The organism is Flavonifractor sp. An92 (assembly GCF_002159175.1).
Lineage (GTDB): Bacteria > Bacillota > Clostridia > Oscillospirales > Oscillospiraceae > Pseudoflavonifractor_A.
The window spans coordinates 43,173-59,801 of sequence record NZ_NFGZ01000017.1 but is presented as its reverse complement, the minus strand read 5'-3'; the positions used below and the strand labels follow the sequence as shown (position 1 = coordinate 59,801).

Below are 16,629 nucleotides of genomic sequence, written 5' to 3'. Positions count from 1 at the left end.
GGCTTTCCGCCTATCCGGAAAGCGTTGTACCCTGGCAATATGGGCGGCCCCATAAAAGGCCGCCCTTTTGGAGGGGAGTGGAGAGGGGAACGAGAAGTTCCCCTCTCCGCCTTTTCTTTCACCGGTTTCTTTTCGAGAAAAGAAATCGGGCGTTGTCCGCGCAGGACGCCCGTCCGGCGAGGACAATCACCCCCACCGTTCCGGTGGTCTCTACAAAAATCCAGACACAAAAGCGCCGCAGTCCCAGTGGACTGCGGCGCTTTGTTCTGTCCAAGGAAAGGTCTTTACTTCTTGGCGCTGTCGGTCTTGGGCAGGATGAGGTTCAGGAAGATGGCCATGATGGCGGTGACCACGACGGGGGAGGAGCCGAACACCATGGTGACCCACTGGGGGAAGCCGGCCAGACAGCCCTGGACCTGGCTGATGCCCACGCCCATGGCCACGGACAGGCCCACCACGGTACGGGCGCGCATGTCGAACTTCTCGGAGGTGATCATGCTGACGCCGGTCATGGTGATCATGGCGAACACGGACACGGTGGCGCCGCCGATGACGCTCTGGGGGATGGTGGTCAGGACGGAGGAGATCTTGGGCACGAAGCCAGCCACGGCCAGCACGATGGCGGCAAAGGCGAACACCGCGCGGTTGATGACCCGGTTGACGGTGACGATACCCACGTTCTGGCTGTAGGAGGCGGTAGGCAGGCCGCCGAAGAGGGCGCCCACCACGCTCATAACGCCCTGGCCGATGATGCCGCCCCGCAGCTCCTTGTCGGTGGGCATGCGGTCCATGCCGCCGATGGTGGTGGAGCTCAGGTCGCCGATGGTCTGCACGGCGTTGACCATGTACACGATGGCCAGGGAGACGATGGCGCTGGGCTGGAACTCAATGGGGAAGTGCATAGGCATGGGCACCTGGAACACGCCCGCCTGGCCCACGGCGCTGAAGTCCACCAGGCCCAGGGGGATGGAGATGATGTAGCCCACGATCATGCCCCACAGGATAGCGCCCAGCTTGAGCACGCCCTTGGTGAAGTTATTGAGGAAGAGCACCACCAGGAAGGTGATGATGGCCACCGCCCAGCTCTTGGGGGAGGCGTAGTCCGGCTTGCCCACGCCGCCGGCCATGTACTTGATGGCGGTGGGATACAGGGACAGGCCGATGGTGAAGATCACGGTGCCGGTAACCAGAGGCGGGAACAGGACACGGATCTGCTTGACGAAAATGCCGAACAGAATGGCGACGATGCCGCCCACGATTTCGGCGCCCAGAATTGCCGGGAGGCCGAACTCACCGCCGATGGCCTGAAGGGTCGGCACATAGGCGAAGCTGATGCCCATGATGACGGGCAGGCGGGAACCCACCGGGCCGATGGGGAAGAGCTGCAGGAGGGTCGCCACAGCCGTCACCAGCAGGGAGACCTGGATCAGCAGAGTCTGATCTGCGCCGGTGATGCCGCAGGTGCCCGCGATCATAATGGCCGGCGTAACGATACCGACCACCGCGGCCACCACGTGCTGCAGACCTAGGGGAATGGTCTGGCCCAGCGGAGGTACGCCTTCGTACTGGAAGACGGACACGCTCTTGGTTTGGGACGCGTTTTTCATCGATGCCACCTCACAAACTTTTTTCTGACAAAAATAATTTTTATTGCCATTAAAAAATATACCCTTCCGCCCCCCAAGATTCAAGACAAAACTGACCAGTTCAGTCCCAAAATTCGAGCGAAGATTTTGTGAGAATTACCAAAAATATTCATTAGCGGATGGATATAGCCTTGGTTTTGTGCGGGGGATGGAGCAGCGCGGAGGCCCGGGCGGTCTCCCGCCCGGGCCTGAAAGGTGCACGGATTTGCCCTGCCCGGGCAATGTTTACTTACTGATGGATCTTGGTACCGGTCTTGCCGGCCACGCCGTCCTTGGCCTTCTCCAGCAGGGTGATGAGAGCGGTGCGGCCCGGCTTGGACTGGGCGAACTGCAGCGCAGCCTGCACCTTGGGCAGCATGGAGCCGGGGGCGAACTCGCCGTCAGCGATGTACTTCTCGGCCTCAGCGGGAGTCAGCTCGTCCAGCCACTTCACGTCGGGCTTGCCGAAGTGGATGGCCACCTTCTCCACGGCGGTCAGGATGATGAGGCAGTCGGCGTCCAGCTGCTGAGCCATGACGCAGGAGGCGAAGTCCTTGTCCACCACGGCCGCGGCGCCCTTCAGGTGATGGCCCTCGGTCTTGAACACGGGGATGCCGCCGCCGCCGCAGGCCACGACCACGTGACCGGCGTCCGCCAGAGCCTTCACGGTCTCGATCTCAGCGATCTCCTGGGGCTTGGGGGAAGCCACCACACGGCGATAGCCGCGGCCGGCGTCCTCCACCACCTGGTAGCCGCGCTCGGCCACCATCTTGTCAGCCTCTTCCTTGGTCATGAAGGAGCCGATGGGCTTGGTGGGGTTCTTGAAGGCGGGGTCCTCGGGATCCACGATGACCTGGGTCAGCACGGTGGCCACACCCTTGTTGATGCCGCGGTCCAGCAGTTCCTCACGCAGGGCGTTCTGCAGATCGTAACCGATGTAGCCCTGGCTCATGGCCACGCACACGGACAGGGGGCAGGGGATGTACTTCTCGGGGTTGGAGCGGGTCAGCTCGGTCATGGCGGCCTGGATCATGCCCACCTGGGGACCGTTGCCGTGGGCAACGATGACCTCGTGGCCCTCCTCGATCAGATCGGCGATGGCCTTGGAGGTCTGCTTCACGGCCACCATCTGCTCCGGCAGGTTGTTGCCCAGCGCGTTGCCGCCCAGGGCGATGACGATTTTCTTACCCATACGTTTCGCACCTCTCTATTCAAAAATATAATATCGTTTATCGAAAAGTTCTTCAGAAAAAGATGGAACCCGGGCGGCGGCAGGGGTGCTGCCGCCGCCCGGGCCGTTCCACTTCCAAAGGAACTATCAGCAGGCGTGATGGACGGAGGCGAAACCGTTCACGCCGGCCAATCTAGCGGGTGTTCAGCCGGTCTCCAGCTTACTTCTGGAACCAACGGGCGATGCCGCGCTCCTCCAGGGCCTTCAGAGTGGCCTGGGGATCCTTCACCTTGGCCAGGAAGATCATGGCGGCGATGATGTAGGGCTTGAAGGAGGCCTCCTTGTACAGGGGGTCACGATAGCGGTCGAACACGGAAGCCTCGACCTCGCCGTCCACGCAGGAGACATCGTTGATGTCGGCGGGCAGGCAGTGCATGTACAGAGCCTTGCCGTCGCGGGTGGTCTTCATCAGCTCCTCGGTGCAGCACCAATCCTTGTGGTTGGCGTTCTGAGCCAGCAGCTCCTTCTCCAGAGCCTTGATGCCGTCGGTGTCGCCCTCAGCGTACAGGTTGGTGCGCTTCTCCATGGCGGCGAAGGGAGCCCAGCTCTTGGGATACACGATGTCGGCATCCTTGAAGGCCTCGGCCATGTTGTGAGTCTTGGTGAAGGTACCGCCGGACTTCTCGGCGTTCTTCTTGGCGACCTCCTCGACCTCGGGCATGACCTCGTATCCCTCGGGGTGAGCCAGGACGACGTCCATGCCGAAGCGGCTCATCAGGCCGATGATGCCCTGGGGCACGGACAGAGGCTTGCCGTAGGAGGGGCTGTAAGCCCAGGTCATGGCGATCTTCTTGCCCTTCAGGTTCTCCACGCCGCCGAACTCATGGATGATGTGCAGCATGTCGGCCATGGCCTGAGTGGGGTGGTCGATGTCGCACTGCAGGTTGACCAGGGTGGGCTTCTGCTCCAGAACGCCGTCCTTGTTGCCCTGGGTCACGGCGTCCATGAACTCGTGCATGTAGGTGTTGCCCTTGCCGATGTACATGTCGTCGCGGATGCCGATGACGTCGGCCATGAAGGAAACCATGTTCGCGGTCTCGCGGACGGTCTCGCCGTGAGCGATCTGGCTCTTGCCCTCGTCCAGGTCCTGGACCTCCAGGCCCAGCAGGTTACAGGCGGAGGCGAAGGAGAAGCGGGTACGGGTGGAGTTGTCGCGGAACAGGGAGATGCCCAGGCCGGACTCGAAGATCTTGGTGGAGATGTTGTTCTCACGCATGTAGCGCAGAGCGTCGGCCACGGTGAAGACGGCCTCGATCTCGTCGTCGGTCTTCTCCCAGGTCAGGAAGAAGTCGCCCTCGTACATCTCCTTGAAGTTCAGCTTGTTGAGCTTGTCGATATAGGCCTGCAGTTTGGCGTCCATAGTCATGATCTCCTTTATATCAGATTTGAATTCCATTCGGTTTGGGGGTGCGCCCTCTCCGCTCCGCAGAGCGGAGAGAGCGCGATGGAAAGGGGGTTACTTACTTAATGTCGTTGTTGGTCTTGCCGGCGCGGAACTGGGTCACGTCAGCGGTCTTGTTCTCCTCCTTGTACAGGCCGGGCACGGCGGCGTACAGGGCGGCGCAGGACACCAGGTCCTTCTTCCAGGTGATCTCGTTGGGGGCGTGAGCCTGAGACTCAGCGCCGGGGCCGAAGCCCACGCAGGGGATGCCGTAACGGCCCTGGATGGCAACGCCGTTGGTGGAGAAGGTCCACTTGTCGATCAGAGGACGGTGACGCAGGTGCATGGCGCCGTCGGGCCCGATGCGCTCCTCGCCGAACAGGGCGTGGTGGGCGTCGGCCAGAGCCTGAACGTGAGCGGCGTTTTCCTTGTTGATCCAGGTGGGGAAGTAGGCCTCGGTCTCATAGACCTCGCCGGTCCAGGAGGGACGGTCGTACATGTACATGGAGACCTTCACGTCGTCGCCGTACTGCTTGACGTGGGGCAGCTGACGGATCTCCTCCAGGCAGGAATCCCAGGTCTCGCCGGCGGTCATGCGGCGGTCGATGGAGATGGAGCAGGAGTCAGCCACAGCGCAGCGGCTGGGGGAGGTGTAGAAGATCTGGGAGGTGGTGCAGGTGCCGCGGCCCAGGAAGCGGGCATCCTCGTAGTGCTCGGGGTTGTACTTGGGGTTGAGCATCTTCACGAGGCCCTTGATCTCGGTGGAGTCGGCGTCGTCGTTCTCGTTCAGGGCGCGGACATCCTGGAGAATGTCGGCCATCTTGTAGATGGCGTTATCGCCGCGCTCGGGGGCGGAGCCGTGGCAGGACACGCCCTTCACGTCCACGCGGATCTCCATACGGCCGCGGTGGCCGCGATAGATGCCGCCGTCGGTGGGCTCGGTGGAGACCACGAACTCGACCTGCTCCTTCTTGATGCCCTTGGCGGGGAAGAACTTGTTGACGATGTACTGCCAGCACATGCCGTCGCAGTCCTCTTCCTGCACGGAGCCGACGACCATGATCTTGTAGCCCTCGGGGATCAGGCCCAGGTCCTTCATGATCTTGGCGCCGTAGGTGGCGGAAGCCATGCCGCCCTCCTGGTCGGAACCGCCGCGGCCGTAGATGACCTCGTCATCCTCGTAGCCCTTGTAGGGGTCGTGCTCCCAGTTGTTGATGTTGCCGATGCCGACGGTGTCGATGTGGGAGTCGAAAGCGATGATCTTGTCGCCCTTGCCCATCCAGCCGATGATGTTGCCCAGGCCGTCGACCTCAACCTCGTCATAGCCCAGCTTCTCCATCTCAGCCTTGATGCAGGCGACGACTTCCTTCTCCTCGCAGCTCTCGCTGGGATGGGAGATCATGTCGCGCAGGAAGCGGGTCATGTCAGCCTTATAACCTTCGGCAGCAGCTTTGATCTTTTCGAAATCCATTGCTGATTCCTCCATTTTATCTGTTATTTTTTTGCGGATGCCTTCCGCAGTGTTTTAGCTCTTGGACTCGACGTGGCCCATGGGGGTGGTGTCGGTGCACACCTCGCCGTCCCACACGATGCGGCGGTACTTCTCGGGGTCGGTGTCGCCCTCGGTGGAGATCATGAGCACCTGGCTGAAGCGGTCCAGGCCCAGGTAGTCACGCAGCTCCTTGTACTGTTCGTCGTGCATGATGGCGTCCAGGCAGCCCATGCCCACAGCGCCGGACTCGCCGGAGATGACCACGGGGTCGCCGTGCACGGGGTTGGCCAGCATGCGCATACCCTTGGCGGAGACCCAGTCGGGGCAGGAGGTGAAGGCGGCGGAGTGGTTGCGCAGGATGTCCCAGCCGATGATGTTGGGCTCGCCGCAGGCCAGGCCAGCCATGATGGTGGTCAGGTCGCCGGTGACGATGCGGGGATCGCCGTCCTTGGCCACAGCACCCTTATACAGGCAGTCGGCAGCGGCGGTCTCCATGATGACGACCTTGGGAGGATCGTTGGGGAAGAGGTTGGCGAAGTAGCCCTGCACCGCGCCGGCCAGGGAGCCCACGCCGGCCTGGACGAAGATGTGGGTGGGGCGGTTCACGCCGATCTGGCGCAGCTGCTCGGCGGCCTCGCTGGCCATGGTGCCGTAGCCCTGCATGATCCAGGAGGGGATGTCCTCGTAGCCCTCCCAGGCGGTGTCCTGGACGATGACGCCGTTCTCGCAGGCGTCCGCCTCGGCGGCGGCCATACGCACGCAATCGTCGTAGTTGACCTCCTCGATGGTGACGGTGGCGCCCTCCTTGGCGATGTTGTCGAAGCGGCTCTTGACGCTGCCCTTGGGCATGTGGACAACGGCCTTCTGGCCCAGCTTCTTGGCAGCCCAGGCCACGCCGCGGCCGTGGTTGCCGTCGGTGGCGGTGAAGAAGGTGGCCTGACCAAACTCGTCCTTCAGCTGCTGGCTGGTCAGGTAGTCATAGGTCATCTCGCTGACGTCCTTGCCGGTCTTCTGGGCGATGTAGCGGGCCATGGCGAAGGAGCCGCCCAGCACCTTGAACGCGTTCAGACCGAAGCGGTAGGACTCATTCTTCACATACACGCCGGCCACGCCCATGTAATTGGCCATACCCTTCAGGTTGTCCAGGGGAGTGATGGAATACTGGGGGAAGCTGCGGTGGAAAGCGCGGGCCTTGGCCACGTTCTCCAGAGACATCACGTCGAGCCACTTGTCGTCGCTCTTGGGCAGCTCATTGCGTACCCATTTGATCTGTTCCATCTCCATTTTACTTCTCGCCTCCGTAAAAATTTAAGAGATCCTTTTTGCGGGCCTGTCCGCCCGCTCGCTGAGACCATCATACCATACTGAAATGAGAAGTCAAGACGAAATCTAAAAATTTTTTATTGTCACTAAAATAGTTTTTTAGTTTTGTCTATTTTGACCACTCTTAATTTCGGTTGCGACCTATTTCTTGTATTGAAGCCCTAAAGGTTCGCCGAAAAACGCCCCTTTTTCTCCCCGGACCCGCCGGGGCGGCGGCATGGAAAAAGGGCGCGCCGCGGCATGCGGCGCGCCCTTGGAGCGGGGCTCTGTTTCAGTTGAAAAAGACCAGAACGGTGTTCTCCACCGCCTGCCAGTCCACCGCCTGGATCAGGACCATATAAAAGACGGTCCCGCCGAAAATGGACAGGAGATTGTTGTGTCTCCACAGGTGGAGGACCACCACCAGCACCACCGCCAGCAGGGGCGGCAGCCAGCTCTCCAGCCCGGCGAAGGACACCCCCCGCAGGCAGTAGACGATGAGCATGGCGATGATGGCCGGAGGCAGCACCCGGCCCAGGTAGAGCACCAGCTTGGGGGGATGGCTTCCCCGGTCGAAGAGTAGGAAGGGGAGCGCGCGGGTCAGAAAGGTCACCACCGCCATCACCGCGATGGAGACCACCGCCTGCATGGGGGTCAACATACCGCATCCTCCTCTCCGTCCGTCTGGGGCGCCTGGGTCCCCTTGTCATCCAGCCGCTCCCGCAGCAGGAGCAGCGCCACCACGATGATGGCCAGGGCGGGGAGGAGCATGTTCTCCGCCCCCACCAGCAGCAGGCTCATCAGCGTGGCCACGGCCCCCAGCACCGCCGGCAGATGGGAGCGGTAGGTCTCCCACTGCTCCACGGCGATGACCACGAAGAGGGCCGTCATGGCAAAATCAATGCCGGTGGTGTCGATGGGGATCACCGCCCCCGCCACCGCGCCGATCACCGAGCCCAGGATCCAGTAGGACTGGTCCAGCAGGGCGATGGCAAAGTAGAAATTCCGGGGATTCACCCCTACCGGGGCCTGGGCCGAGCTGAGCAGGGCATAGGTCTCGTCGGTGAGGGAGAAGATCATGTAGAGCTTCCGGATGCCCATACCCCGGAACTTCTCCAGCATGGACAGGCCGTAGACCAGATGGCGGAAATTGATGATGAGGGTCATCAGCGCCACCGTACCCAGGGTGGCGCCGGTGCTCAGCAGGCTCACGCCCAGGTACTGGCCCGACCCGGCGTAGATGGACAGGCTCATAAAAAACGCCCAGATGAAATTGTACCCCACGGCCTGGAGCATAAAGCCGAAGGCCATGCCGATGGCCAGATACCCCATCAGCACCGGGACGGTCACCGGAAAGGCCGCGGACAGAGCTTTTCGGTCCATGATCGTATCCCTTCTCACACGAAATAGGATGGCCCGCCGGGTACCGGCCCGGCGGAATGATTTGCAAGGATTTTCAAGAGAATGAATAAACAGCCGTTTCTTGCGGAGATGCTCCCCCGATTGCAGCGGTTTTTTCCCATTTCTTCCCCTTGCGCATTGGATCCATTGTAATAAATTTTCGTCCGGATTGCAAGAGCTCCCGGGGGCGTATCCCGCCCTTTTGTTTACAAAATGACGTTGTTTTTTTCTCCCGTTCTTGTATAATGTATAATACTGTCTGCCAGGGGCATCCATCCCCCGGCGAGGATCTACCACCCACTCAGGAGGCCGGAAACACCATGAGATCCCTGCTGTATATCTACAACCCCCACGCCGGAAAGGGCAAAGCCCTCCACTGGCTGTCCCAGGCCCTGGACGCCTTCACCAAGGCGGGCTGGCTGGTGACGGCCTACCCCACCCAGGGCCGGGCCGACGCCACCCGGGCCGCGGAGGAGCTGGGCGGGCGCTTTGACCGGGTGGTGTGCTGCGGCGGAGACGGCACCCTCCATGAGGTGATCACCGGCCTGATGGCCCTGCCGGAGCGGCCTGCTGTGGGTTATCTCCCCACCGGCACCACCAACGACTTTTCCCGCAACCTCCACCTGCCCCGCAGTGTGGCCGGGAAAACCGAGACGGCCGCCGGAGGCGTGCCCCGGGCGGTGGACATCGGCCGATTCAACCAGGACTACTTCGTCTATGTGGCCGCCTTCGGCGCCTTCACCGACGTGGCCTACGACACCCCGCAGTCCTTTAAAAACATGTTCGGCCACCTGGCCTATGTGCTGGAGGGGGCGGCCCGGCTGGCCTCCCTGCCCCACTACCGGCTGCGGGTGGAGCACGACAACGGCGTGGAAGAGGGGGAGTTCCTCTACGGCATGGTGAGCAACACCGTGTCGGTGGGCGGCTTCCGGGGTATGCCGGAGCGGGAAGTCAAGCTGGACGACGGGCTCTTTGAGGTGGTGCTCATCCGCCAGCCCCAGAACGCCGCCCAGCTCCAGAGCCTTCTGACCACCCTGGTCCAGCCCGCCAATGCCGCCTCCGCGGGCGGGACGGTTACCTCCTTCCACACCAGCCATCTCACCGTCACCTGCGCGGAGGAGATGCCCTGGACCCTGGACGGGGAGTTCGGCGGGGCCCACAAGGTGGCGGAGATCGAGAATCTGCCCCGGGCTCTGGATATCGTATATAGAAAATAAAAGAGAGAGGTTTTATTGATGGAAGAGATCATTCTGCTCAAGCTGGGGGAGCTGGTCCTGAAGGGCCTGAACCGCCATACCTTTGAGGATAAGCTCATCGCCAACGCCCAGCGCCTCCTGCGCCCCTGCGGCCGCTTCCGGGTGTACTCCAAGCAGTCCATCCTCTATGTGGAACCCATGGACCAGAGCTGCGACCTGGACGGCGCGTGGGAGGCCATGAAGCGCCTGTTCGGCGTGGTGGGCCTGTCCCGCGCCCTGGCCTGCCCCAAGGACAAGGACGCCATGGTGGAGGCCGCCTGCTCCTACCTGGGCGATAAGCTTTCCGCCGCCAAAACCTTCAAGGTGGAGTCCAAGCGGGCCGACAAGACCTTCCCCATGACCTCCATCCAGCTGTCCCAGTATGTGGGCGGCGAGCTGGACGAGCGCTACCCCGACCTGAAGGTGGACGTGCACCACCCGGAGCTCACCGTCTATCTGGAGGTGCGGGAGAACGCCGCCTACGTCCACGCCGACCCGGAGCCCGGCGCCGGCGGTCTGCCCGTGGGGGTCAACGGCCGGGCCGTGAGCCTGCTGTCCGGCGGCATCGACTCCCCGGTGGCCTCCTGGATGATGGCCAAGCGGGGCCTGGCCCTGGACATGGTCCACTTCTTCTCCTACCCCTACACCTCCGAGGAGGCCAAGCAGAAGGTGCTGGACCTGGCCAAGCTCCTCACCCCCTGGTGCGGGCGGCTCATCGTCCATGTGGTGCCCTTCACCGCCATCCAGGAAGAGCTGCGCCGCAAGTGTCCCGAGGAGCTCTTTACCATCCTCATGCGCCGCTTCATGATGCGCATTGCCGAGAAGGTGGCCCTGCGCATCAAGGCCGGGGCCATCGTCACCGGCGAGAGCCTGGGCCAGGTGGCCAGCCAGACCATGGAGGCCATGAAGCTCACCGGCGGGGCCTGCTCGCTGCCGGTGCTGCGCCCGGTGGTGGGCATGGACAAGGAGGAGATCGTCACCATCGCCCGGAAGATCAACACCTTCGAGACCTCCATCCTGCCCTATGAGGACTGCTGCACCGTCTTTACCCCCCGCCACCCCCGCCTGCGCCCCCTGCCCGGCGAGGTGGAGGCCGCCGAGGCCGTGCTGAACATCGACGCCATGGTGAAGGCCGCCGTGGACGGCATCGAGCGCATCAAGATCGAGCCTTAAGTCACCCGCTCGAATTTGTAACCGTTTTTGTTACTTTTCGTGTTACTTTGGCTGGATTTCTTCCTATTTTTCTTAAGAACTTATCCTATTTGTATTGCTTTTGCCGTATGTCCCTTTTATAATGTCCCCTGGAGCGCCGCGGAGACCTCTCCGCGGCGTTTTCATCTCTTCTGAGAGGATTTGAATGAGAGAGAGGGATATCCATGAAACACACCAATTTCCGCAGAGGACTGGCCGGGCTTCTGGCCGCCCTCACCCTGGTGCAGGGCTGTGCCCTCACCGCGCTGGCCGCCGAGGTGGAAACCACCCAGGTGACCGAGCAGGCCGTCGCGCCGTCTGACATCCAGCTCCAGAGCGCTGAAAATGTCGTGATCCCCGCCGGTGCGAACGAGGCCACCGTGAAGCAGGCCCTGTTTGACGCTCTGGTCGTCAACCCTGAGGGCATTGACCCCCAGAGCCTGGAATGGGAGTATGAGCGTGAAGGCTGGACGAAGAAAGTCGGAGTTACGGTCTGGGGCAATGAAATGTTTGGCCCCCTTCACAGCTTTACCGAGGACTATAAAGAAGTTTTTAATTATACCTATACCTATCCGGCTTTGACAGAGGCAGCTAATGGCGACTATCAGGTCCGCCTGGCCAATGATCCTGAAACTGTCGTCACCCTGACCAAGGCCGCCAAGCTGTCCTCCAGCATCACCCTGAACCAGGGCTGCTCTGTGGCTCTGCCCTACAACAAGGATACCTCCGTCAACTATGATGCCCTGCGTGAGAACATCTTCGCTGCTGCGGTGGCCTCCACCACCCCCGAGCTGACCGTGGACGACGTGAACATTGAGTACTACGCCGAAGCCAAGTCCGGCTCCCTGGGTAGCCTTGGAAAAGCGTGGATGCCTCTGGAGGGCGGAAAAAACGCCGGGCTGACTTACCCCGGTATGACCGTGGGTGAAAACCAGAAGATCCGCATTTCTTATGCGGAAAACAATAGTTACTATGGTGTCTCTAAGGAGACCACTGTCAACGTCATTGACAATCGCATCCAGAGTAATGTGGTCCTCAAAGAGGGCGCGTCCTTCACCTACAACATGGACGCCGACGTCATGGAGCAGGCCATCCTGGACAATGTCATCGACTGGGACGCCTCCACCCTGCCCGACAAGGGCACCCTGACCGCCGACAACTTCGTCATCGAGTACTACGCCGAAGCCGTCCTCTTTGACGGCGGCATCGATTCCGGTATCAACGAATGGGTTCCCATCGAGGGCAAGAGCTACGACACCGGCAACATCAACTGGGCCACCTACCCCCAGATGGGCGCGGGCGAGAACCAGCAGATCCGCATCTCCTTCAAGGGCAGCGCCGATTACAAGCCCTGCGGCGAGGTGGAGGGCACCGTCACCGTCAACAAGGCCAAGGTTTCCGTGAAGGTCAACTCCACCAACGTCTACACTGATGAGGACCTGCCCGCCGACTTCATCACCACCGATCCCGCTGACGAGTTTGACATCTACACCATCTACGCCGGTGTCACCAGCAACGTGACCACCGCGCTGTATCTGGACCTGCCCGAGCGCTACGCTGACAGTGCCTTCCTGGATCTCATCGACGGTGCGCTGGAGCTGGCGGGCCAGAAGACTCTGACCCAGATGATGCAGGAAGGCGTCACCGTGGGCGAGCTGCGGGAGCTCTTCAGCACCCAGGCTCTGCTGGACCTGCTGGACACGCTGAACATCGACACCGGCACCTTCGGCAAGATCCTGGAGACCATCAACAACCTGCCCGGCATCGCCGACAGCGTTCGCGTGGCCTTCGGCGAGCCCACCAACCGCGCGGGCCTCTACACCGTGGCCGCCGTCACCGACAACCAGAACTATGAGACCGGCGTGGGCATCGGCTTCCTGCTGGTGAAGATGCATCTCTCCGGCTCCCAGCTCACCTGGAACAAAGAGATTCCGAACGGCAAGCTTACTGCCGAGCAGGCCAAGACCTTCGACTTCAAGGCCACCCTCAGCTATAACGGCGATGTGACCGTGGACCAGAGCAGTGTCCACTACCTGTACTCCGGCTTCACCAGCAAGTGGCGCGTCTACTCCTCCACCACCACGCCTCCCACTGAGCCCGGCAGCTATGTGGTCACCGTCTGCATCCTGGGCGGCAACTACATGGCCGCGCCCATCACCCGCTCCTTTACCATCACCAAGTAATTTGCCTTGACGCACAGGGCCCCCGGTATTACACTCCATACCGGGGGCCCTTTTTGCCCCCATCCAAGCTGTGAGGAGGTCTTTTGCCATGTCACACACCGCTGAACTCATCGCCGTCGGCACCGAGCTGCTGCTGGGCAACATCGCCAACACCGATGCGCAGATGCTCTCCCAGGGGCTCTCCGCCCTGGGTATCAACGTCTATTACCACACCGTGGTGGGGGATAACCCGGAGCGGCTCCGCGCCGCCGTGGAGCTGGCCAAGTCCCGGGCCGACCTCATCCTCACCACCGGCGGGCTGGGGCCCACCTGCGACGACCTGACCAAAAACGTGCTGGCTGCCTGCTTCGGCAAGGAGTTGGTCTACAACCAGGAGGCCGAGGAGCGCTGCCGGGCCTTTTTCCAGAAAATCGGGCGGGAAATGACCACCAACAACCGCCAGCAGTTCTATATGCCCGAGGGGGCCACTGTGTTCCAAAACGACTGGGGCACTGCCCCGGGCTGCGGCTTTGAGGCCGACGGCGTCCATATCATCATGCTCCCCGGCCCGCCCCGGGAGTGCAAGGCCATGTTCACCTACCGGGCTGTGCCCTATCTCCAGTCCCTGTCCGAGGGGACCATCGTGTCCCGGACGCTGAAACTCTTTGGTATCGGGGAGTCGGGGATGGAATCCCTCCTGCGGGAAAAAATGAATGCCATGACCAATCCCACCCTGGCCCCCTACGCCAAGGAGGGGGAGTGCGAGCTGCGCATCACCGCCAAGGCGGAGAATGAGGACGCCGCCCGGGCTCTCATCGCCCCGGTGGAGAAGGAGCTGCGGGAGCTGTTTGGGGACAAAATTTACGGCGCCGACATCCCCTCTCTGGAGGCGGCGGTGCTGGCGCTGCTGAAGGAAAAAGGCCTCACCCTGGGCTCCGCCGAGAGCTGCACCGGCGGACTGATCGCCAAGCGGATGACCGACCTGTCCGGGGCTTCCGCCGTGTTCCGTGGCGGCGTGGTGAGTTACGCCACCGAGGTGAAGCACACCGTGCTGGGCGTGCCGGAGGACCTGCTGGAGCAGTACGGCGCGGTGTCCGAGCCGGTGGCCCGGGCCATGGCCGAGGGGGCCCGGCGGGTGCTGGGCAGCGATCTGGCCGTGTCGGTCACCGGCGTGGCCGGGCCTGACCCCGACGACCGGGGCAACCCGGTGGGACTGGTGTATGTAGGCATTGCCACCCCCGAGGGCACCCACGTCCGGGAGCTCCACGCCGGGAACGGCCGGGAGCGGGTACGCACTGCCGCCGCCCACAACGCCTTTGACCTGGTACGGCGGTACTGCGCCGGGCTGGAGCTGTAACATCCCCGGTCAGACCGGAGGGATGTGCGCTCGCCGCGCGGGCGTCCTACGCGGACAGCGCCCGATTTCTTTTCGCGAAAAGAAACCGGGGAAAGAAAAGGCAGAGAGGGGAACTTCTCGTTCCCCTCTCCACTCCCCTCCAAAAGGGCGGCCTTTTCAGGGAGCCGCCCCATATTGGCAGGGTACAACGCTTTCCGGATAGGCGGAAAGCCTGGAATTGGCCACGCCAGAGTAAGGAAATCCCTCCGCAGCCGGATGGAGGCCGGGATGCGCTTTGGGGGAGTCCAGAGGGGGGTATCCCCCCTCTGGGCTTTCTTTCCCACCGCTTTCTTTGCAAAGAAAGCGGTACTCCCGCCGAGTAGGCGGCCCGCCCGGCGAGGGCAAATCCTCCGGATTGTCCGGATAAAACAAAACGTCTCGTATTCTCAGTGCAAGAGAATACAGGACGTTTTTTGTTTTAGCAGATCCAGCCGCTGCCCAGGACGGAATCCCCGTCGTAGAACACCGCCAGCTGGCCCGGCGTAGGGGCCCGGGCGGGGGTGAGCATCTGGATCTCCACTCCCTGTTCCGTGGGGTGGAGGACCGCCTCCGTCTCGTTCTTGGAGTGCCGCAGGCGCACGGTGCACCGCCGGGGGGCGGTGAGCCCGGGCAGGGCGATCCAGTTGAGGTCGGTGCAGCAAGCCCGGTCGGCGTGGAGGTCGGTGCCGTCGGAGAGGACCACCTGATTGGTCTCCGGCCGGATGGCCGAGACGAAGTACCGATGGGGCCCCGACACCCCCAGGCCCCGCCGCTGGCCCAGGGTATAGTGGTGGATGCCCTTGTGGCGGCCCATCACGTTCCCCTCCCGGTCCACAAAGTCACCGGGAGGCGGCGTGCCGCCCCGCTTGTCCAGCCAGGCGGCGTAGTCCCCGTCGGGGATGAAGCAGATCTCCATGGAGTCCGGCTTCTCCGCCACCGGGATGCCCCAGCTCTTGGCCAGGGCCCGCACCTCGGATTTCTCCAGGTCCCCCAGGGGGAACACGGTGCGGCGCAAAATCTCCTGGGGCAGACGGGCCAGCATATAGGACTGGTCGTTGGCCGGGCGGCCTTTCAGCAGCAGAGCCCGGCCGTCGGGGCCCACGCCCCGGCGGGCATAGTGCCCGGTGGCCACATAGGGCGCGCCGATGCGGTCGGCCAGCGCCAGCAGGGCAGGGAATTTCACGGTGGGATTGCACCGGGCACAGGGCAGGGGGGTACGCCCGGCCAGATAGTCGGCGGCGAAGGGGCCGCAGACCTGCTGCTCCAGGGCGTCCCGGATGTCCGCCGTCTCAAAGGGGAGGCCCAGCTCCGCCGCCACCGCGGCGGCGTCCTCGCCGCCCCCCAGGCCGATGTCCAGCCACAGGCAGGTCACGTCGTACTCCTCCCGCAGCCGCCGGGCCGCCACCGCGGAGTCCACCCCGCCGGAGAGGCCCAATACCAGCTTGTCTCTCATTCATTCCCTCCTGTCAGGTAAGTTATCCACAACTTCCACCGGTTTTCCACCGTCTCAGGGCTTGCGGAGGTGGACCCGCTTCAGTTTCGGGTAGGCCCGGCCCAGCAGGCCCAGCGGGAAGGCCCCGCCGTGGCCGGGATAGACCATCCGCGCGCCGCTGTCCAGCATGGTCTCCCAGGAGGCGCGGTACTCCTCCGCATCCTCCATCCAGTTGGCGGCGTAGTTGCTGGACAGCGGTCCGGCCATGGCCGCGTCGCCGCAGAAGAGGGAGCCGTCCTCGGTGAGGAGGGACATGGAGTCGGCGGTGTGGCCGGGGGTGTCCAGGAAGGTGACCCCCAGGCTGGACTCCAGGTCCCGGCGGCGGGCCCCCTCCAGGGGGATGCAGCGGTTTTCCAGCTCCCGGGGGAGGGGCGGGAAGGTCTGTTTGCCCCGTCCGGCCAGAGAAAGCGCCCGGCGGGCCAGCACCGAGTGGTAGTTGGGGCAGCCGCCGATGTCCGGGTTCTTGCCGCCCCGCAGCCGCTCCAGCGCCAGGGGGTGGAGGAGCACCCGGGCCCGGGTGCCCCGGAGGACTTCATTCAAAAAGCCCGCATGGTCGTCGTGGGCGTGGGTGAGGAACACCCACTGCAATTCGTTGGGGTCGATCTTCTTCCGGCTCAGCTGCCGGAAGAATGCCTCGCCGCCCCCCTCGTATCCGGTGTCCACCAGGAGATACCCGGCCAGGGTGGGGAAGAGGTAGTTGTTCACCATCAGGGTGCCCAGATTCATGGGTCGCATATGCGTT

13 protein-coding genes are annotated in these 16,629 nt (G+C 62.9%); 4 read left to right on the top strand and 9 right to left on the bottom strand.

Features of this window, described 5'->3' with window-relative positions:
- Positions 1–284: 284 nt before the first annotated feature.
- From B5G43_RS11775 to B5G43_RS11745, 7 genes are all read right to left on the bottom strand, one after another.
- Positions 285–1,607: a nucleobase:cation symporter-2 family protein gene (locus tag B5G43_RS11775; RefSeq protein WP_087261604.1), complete on the bottom strand. Its 1,323-nt coding sequence runs from the start codon at positions 1,605–1,607 to the stop codon at positions 285–287.
- A gap of 268 nt (positions 1,608–1,875) precedes the next feature.
- Complete coding sequence (arcC, locus tag B5G43_RS11770) at positions 1,876–2,817, bottom strand: carbamate kinase (RefSeq protein ID WP_087261602.1); 942 nt, start codon at positions 2,815–2,817, stop codon at positions 1,876–1,878.
- 199 nt (positions 2,818–3,016) lie between these two features.
- Entirely contained in the window at positions 3,017–4,216 is a 1,200-nt protein-coding gene (gene ygeW / locus B5G43_RS11765; protein ID WP_087261600.1) for a knotted carbamoyltransferase YgeW, read from the bottom strand.
- Between the two features lie 100 nt (positions 4,217–4,316).
- Entirely contained in the window at positions 4,317–5,708 is a 1,392-nt protein-coding gene (locus tag B5G43_RS11760) for a YgeY family selenium metabolism-linked hydrolase (RefSeq protein WP_087261599.1), read from the bottom strand.
- Between the two features lie 54 nt (positions 5,709–5,762).
- Positions 5,763–7,007 (bottom strand): diaminopropionate ammonia-lyase, encoded by a 1,245-nt coding sequence (dpaL, locus tag B5G43_RS11755; RefSeq protein WP_087261614.1) that lies wholly within the window; start codon positions 7,005–7,007, stop codon positions 5,763–5,765.
- Positions 7,008–7,323: 316 nt separating this feature from the next.
- Complete coding sequence (locus tag B5G43_RS11750) at positions 7,324–7,692, bottom strand: AzlD domain-containing protein (RefSeq protein ID WP_087261597.1); 369 nt, start codon at positions 7,690–7,692, stop codon at positions 7,324–7,326.
- The gene (locus tag B5G43_RS11745; protein WP_087261595.1) at positions 7,686–8,414 is read right to left on the bottom strand and encodes an AzlC family ABC transporter permease; all 729 of its coding nucleotides are present in this window, start codon (positions 8,412–8,414) and stop codon (positions 7,686–7,688) included. Before B5G43_RS11745 ends, B5G43_RS11750 begins: the two co-directional genes overlap by 7 nt.
- Positions 8,415–8,752: 338 nt before the next feature.
- Here B5G43_RS11745 and B5G43_RS11740 point away from each other — a divergent pair, with 338 nt between their 5' ends.
- The 4 genes from B5G43_RS11740 (at position 8,753) to B5G43_RS11725 (ending at position 14,377) form a co-directional block, all read left to right on the top strand.
- Positions 8,753–9,649 (top strand): diacylglycerol kinase family protein, encoded by an 897-nt coding sequence (locus tag B5G43_RS11740; protein WP_087261593.1) that lies wholly within the window; start codon positions 8,753–8,755, stop codon positions 9,647–9,649.
- An 18-nt stretch (positions 9,650–9,667) separates the two neighbouring features.
- Positions 9,668–10,840, top strand: a complete 1,173-nt coding sequence (thiI, locus tag B5G43_RS11735; RefSeq protein ID WP_087261591.1) for a tRNA uracil 4-sulfurtransferase ThiI — start codon at positions 9,668–9,670, stop codon at positions 10,838–10,840.
- A 203-nt stretch (positions 10,841–11,043) separates the two neighbouring features.
- The gene (locus B5G43_RS11730) at positions 11,044–13,041 is read left to right on the top strand and encodes a hypothetical protein (RefSeq protein ID WP_087261589.1); all 1,998 of its coding nucleotides are present in this window, start codon (positions 11,044–11,046) and stop codon (positions 13,039–13,041) included.
- Positions 13,042–13,129: 88 nt separating this feature from the next.
- Entirely contained in the window at positions 13,130–14,377 is a 1,248-nt protein-coding gene (locus B5G43_RS11725) for a competence/damage-inducible protein A (protein WP_087261587.1), read from the top strand.
- 457 nt (positions 14,378–14,834) lie between these two features.
- Here the strand turns inward: B5G43_RS11725 and mnmA are convergent, their stop codons facing one another.
- A complete protein-coding gene (mnmA, locus tag B5G43_RS11720; RefSeq protein ID WP_087261585.1) occupies positions 14,835–15,848 on the bottom strand; it encodes a tRNA 2-thiouridine(34) synthase MnmA in 1,014 nt (337 codons plus the stop codon).
- Between the two features lie 54 nt (positions 15,849–15,902).
- The gene (locus B5G43_RS11715; protein WP_087261583.1) at positions 15,903–16,622 is read right to left on the bottom strand and encodes an MBL fold metallo-hydrolase; all 720 of its coding nucleotides are present in this window, start codon (positions 16,620–16,622) and stop codon (positions 15,903–15,905) included.
- Between the last annotated feature and the right edge of the window lie 7 nt (positions 16,623–16,629).